Source organism: Azospirillum sp. B506, assembly GCF_000333595.1.
GTDB lineage: Bacteria > Pseudomonadota > Alphaproteobacteria > Azospirillales > Azospirillaceae > Azospirillum.
In genome coordinates, this window is the sequence record NZ_BADK01000590.1 from 1 (window position 1) to 3,952 (window position 3,952).

Genomic DNA, 3,952 nt, shown 5'->3' on the forward strand with positions numbered 1-3,952 from the left:
GCCGGTCGATGGACGCCCCGGCGATTGATGAAGAACACGTCACCGGTCTTGATGCAGCTGCCGGCGGTCCATTCCCGGCAGTAGAACTCGAAATCCTCCCCGCAATCCATGTCTTCATTGAAGAGAATGCTCCCGGCGAGGTCCGTTTTGACGAAATGCCCGATCTGGAGCGAAAGGTACGGGGGAACGCTCAGTATCTCCTCGAATGAGGCTGTGCCGCCAAGCTGACCGGCACGCAACTGGAAGCGATCATGTCCGTAGGACATCTCGCAAATCATCCCCCACACCGCGTCGTAATCCGAAACATAGTTCTGGACGGCGGAGAATGCCGTGGGCGACATCAGGTCGTCGGCGTCCAGGAAGAACAACCAATCGGCTCCGGCCTCCCTGGCTCTGGCAATGCCCTGGTTTCTGGCTGCCGATCTGCCGATAGCGCCTTGCCTGTCATCGACGATCAGGTGAAACACATCCGTGAACGGGCCGGACGATGCCGCTGCCGCGGCACGCACGGACTGACGGCATTCAGCAGCCACCCCTTCGTGCCCCGGCCCAAGCGGGGTGATGATCATGCACTTCATCGCCGGGACCAATGCCGCTGGAAAGACGGCTTTTATTGCAGCGAACCGCAATCGATGTCCATCATCACCGAAGGCCCGCTGTCGAGAGCGCCTGAAGAACGTGCACTGGGCTTTCCGGAGGGGCGAAACTCCGCCCGGATGCGGTTCCGTCAGGCGCTCCTGCTCAGGCGGGGCGGCCGGGGGCCAGCAGATTGGCGATCATGGTCTGCACCACCTCGTCATTCTGGTTGAGGGTGGTGGTCTTTACCCGCAGCACGCCCTGGTCTGGGCGTTTGGCGGAGCGGCGGGCCTCCAGCACTTCCATCTCGATGCGCAGGACGTCGCCCGGCCGGGTCGGGCGCGGCCAGCCGATCTGGTCGACCCCCATGCCGATATAGCCGCCTGCCAGTTCCGCGTCGCTGCCGACGATCATCCGCATCGTCATTCCGGCGGTGTGCCAGCCGCTGGCCGCCAGTCCATGGAACATCGTGTCCTTCGCCGCCTCCGCGTCGAGATGGAAGGGCTGCGGGTCGAATTTCTCGGCATAGGCGACGATCTCCGCCGCCTCGACCGTCAGCGGCCCGCCGGTGAAGCGGTCGCCCACCGTGACATCATCGAAATAGCGCATCCCCCGGATCTCCGTTCTTGATGATACAGATCTGTCTCTTCATTGCGATGGTAGAGACAGGTCTGTATCATTGTCAATGCCGGGCTTGGACCCGGCCGCAACGGATCGGTCGGTGCTGGGAATGGGTGAGGCTGAAGGGGCAAGGAAGCCGGCGCGCGACCGGATTCTCGACACCGCGGCGGAGCTGTTCTACCGCGAAGGCATCCGTGCGGTCGGAATCGACACGATCATCGCCCACTCCGGTGTCGCGAAGATGAGCCTGTACCGGAACTTCGCCTCGAAGGAGGAACTGGTCTGCGCCTATCTGGAGCGAAACCTGGTCCAGCATGCCGCCTGGTGGGATCGGGGTGACCGCCCGTCACCCCGACGATCCGCGGGCGCAGATGAAGGCGCTGTTCACCGCGCTCGGCCACTGGATCGACCATCCGAATTCCAGGGCTGCCCTTTTACCACCGCGGCGGCCGAACTGCGCGATCCTGCCAATCCCGCCCGCATGCTGGCGCTGGCTCATAAGCGCATGGTCCGCGACCGGCTTCACGCGCTGGCGGTCGCGGCCGGCGCCGACGAGCCGGACCGCCTGTGCGCGCAGTTGCAGCTGCTGATGGAAGGCGCCTATGCCTCCGGCCGTGCGCTCGATCTCGGACCGGGCAACGAAGCGGTGGCGAGCGCCGCGGCGGCGTTGATCGACGCGGCGTGTGGCAAGGGGCGGGCGTAGCCGACGGGTCTCCCGACAGCCGGCCGCGTGGCTCGTGAACGCAAAAAGCGCCGCGGGTTGGCCCCGTGGCGCTCTTTCACCGATCTGCGTTGTCTCAGTCCGCGCCGACGCGGTCGCGGACACCCTGGCCCGGGCGGTAATCCTGCAGCCGGGTGGCGCGCAGGCCGCGCATCCCGTGACTGTCGATCAGCCGCTGCCAGGACAGGAATTCTTCCACCGACAGGGTATAGCGGCGGCAGGCTTCCTCCAGGCTTATCAGGCCCGAACGGACGCCGGCGACCACTTCCGCCTTGCGGCGCATCACCCAACGCTTGGTGTCGGGCGGGGGAAGGTCGTTTTCGGTCATGGGACGCCCCTCAGGACCAATGACCGATGCACCGGCAGCAGAATCGTCGCCGGTATCGAATTCGATGAGTGCCATGCGCGGACGCTCCAACCCAAACTGTGCATTCCACGATTTCGGGGTACTGTATGCGCCGGCACTTAACAAATGCCTAAACGAAAGGGTTAACTTTTTTTCGGGTGGTAGTTGCTCCCCCGGAAGGATGGGGCGGTTCCGCCACCCCTCCGTCCAGGCTGTCGGCAGTCGACCGATTCAACGAATCCGGGTCAGTACACAGTCGTCAGCTTCGACAGCGGAACCTCGCTGGTGCCGATGTTCAGCACCGTCTCGCCGTCCTTGTTGTTGCCGATCCCGGCGACGGTGCCGAAGGTGTAGGTGGTCGCCTTGATGGTGTCGTTCTTGTTCTCCGACACCGGTGCCACGTTCAGGCGATAGGTGCCGGGCTGCACCGCGCGGCCGTTGTTGTCCTTGAAGTCCCAGTTGACGGCGTGCTTGGTGCCGGCGGTGGTTTCGCCCGGCATCGAGCGGATGATGTTGCCGTTGGAGTCGAGGATGTCGACGCGCACCGATTTGGCCGAGGTCGCCAGCTCGTAGCCCAGCGGTGCCTGGGTCATCCCCTGCGTGTACTGGAAGTTGTCGCCCTCGAAGGCGACCGTGCGGCCGAGATAGGCGAGGTTGGTCGAGGCGGTGCCGGCCGACTGCAACTGCACCAGCTTGTCCAGGCGGCTGTTGGTGCCGATGTTCTGCTCGACATTGGCAAAATCGACCAGCTGCTTGGTCATGTCATTGGTGTCGAGCGGCTTCAGCGGGTCCTGGTTCTTCATCTGGGTGGTCAGCATGGTGAGGAAGGTCTGGAAATTGTCGCCCAGGCCCTTCGTCGCCGATGCGGTCTTCTCCGCATCGGTCTGGGGAGTCTTGCTGGTTTCGGCCGCCGTCTTCGACCCGGTGGAGAGACCGCCCGAATAGGTGCCGTACTGGTTCACGGTCGGGGTGTTGGTGGTGTTGGTCGTCGTGGTCATGGCGGTCGTCCTTTATGGCCTTGTCGGCCGAAATCTGTGATGCGACGCTGGAGTGCGGCCGGGCGGGCCGTCACGTTCAGGCGCGGATGTCGACGCGCCCGTTGCCGAGCGTCGCGGTGTAGACGACCCCGTCGGACCCGTCCTCGTCGCCGCCACCGCCGAAGCCGCGGCCGCGCCGACCCGTTCCGCCTCCCTTGCCATCGCCCCGGCCGTCACCGGCGAAGGGGTTGCCTTCACCGCGCAGGCTGAAGTTCAGACTGTTGGAGTCCGTCTGCAGTCCGGCATCCTGCAAGGCGCGTTCCAAACCCCGGCTGTCACGCTGCAGAAGTTCGAGCGTCTGCGCCTTTTCCACCGCTACCATCGCGTTGACCCGGCCATCGGCGCCGATGTCCAGCTTGATGTCGATCCGTCCCAGCTCGGCCGGATGCAGGTTGATGGTAAACTGGTCGACCTCGTCGGCGACGCTCTTCTTGATGTGGACGGAGATCTGGTCCTGCACGCCCATCGGCATGCCAGCGCCGCGCGACGGGCGGAGGGTCGCGGTGGCTTGCGGCTGGTCGAGGCTGGAGATGCCGCCGTGAAGTCCTTCCATCGCAGCGAGCGCCGGATGGCTGTGAGGGCTGGCGCCCGAGGCGGAAAAAGATGTCCCGGCGCTGCCCGTGCCGTCAACCGCTTCCGTGCTTTTGCGGC

The 3,952-nt window shown here is 64.8% G+C and carries 6 protein-coding genes; 1 reads left to right on the forward strand and 5 read right to left on the reverse strand.

Annotation, left to right across the window (positions count from 1 at the left end; genetic code table 11):
- Together I71_RS37530 and I71_RS17185 are read right to left on the reverse strand one after the other, a co-directional pair.
- A partial coding sequence (locus tag I71_RS37530; RefSeq protein ID WP_199902201.1) for a glycosyltransferase family A protein occupies positions 1-569 on the reverse strand: 569 nt, incomplete at its 3' end.
- A gap of 172 nt (positions 570-741) precedes the next feature.
- Positions 742-1,185 (reverse strand): MaoC family dehydratase, encoded by a 444-nt coding sequence (locus I71_RS17185; RefSeq protein ID WP_042696062.1) that lies wholly within the window; start codon positions 1,183-1,185, stop codon positions 742-744.
- 121 nt (positions 1,186-1,306) lie between these two features.
- Here I71_RS17185 and I71_RS17190 point away from each other — a divergent pair, with 121 nt between their 5' ends.
- Positions 1,307-1,900 (forward strand): TetR/AcrR family transcriptional regulator, encoded by a 594-nt coding sequence (locus I71_RS17190; RefSeq protein WP_042696063.1) that lies wholly within the window; start codon positions 1,307-1,309, stop codon positions 1,898-1,900.
- Between the two features lie 94 nt (positions 1,901-1,994).
- Here the strand turns inward: I71_RS17190 and I71_RS17195 are convergent, their stop codons facing one another.
- From I71_RS17195 to I71_RS17205, 3 genes are all read right to left on the reverse strand, one after another.
- Complete coding sequence (locus I71_RS17195; RefSeq protein ID WP_042696064.1) at positions 1,995-2,321, reverse strand: DUF1153 domain-containing protein; 327 nt, start codon at positions 2,319-2,321, stop codon at positions 1,995-1,997.
- Positions 2,322-2,509: 188 nt separating this feature from the next.
- On the reverse strand, positions 2,510-3,262 hold the full coding sequence (locus I71_RS17200) for a flagellar hook assembly protein FlgD (protein WP_042696065.1): 753 nt from the start codon (positions 3,260-3,262) through the stop codon (positions 2,510-2,512).
- A gap of 76 nt (positions 3,263-3,338) precedes the next feature.
- On the reverse strand, positions 3,339-3,952 hold a 614-nt coding region (locus I71_RS17205; protein WP_148294274.1), incomplete at its 5' end, for a flagellar hook-length control protein FliK.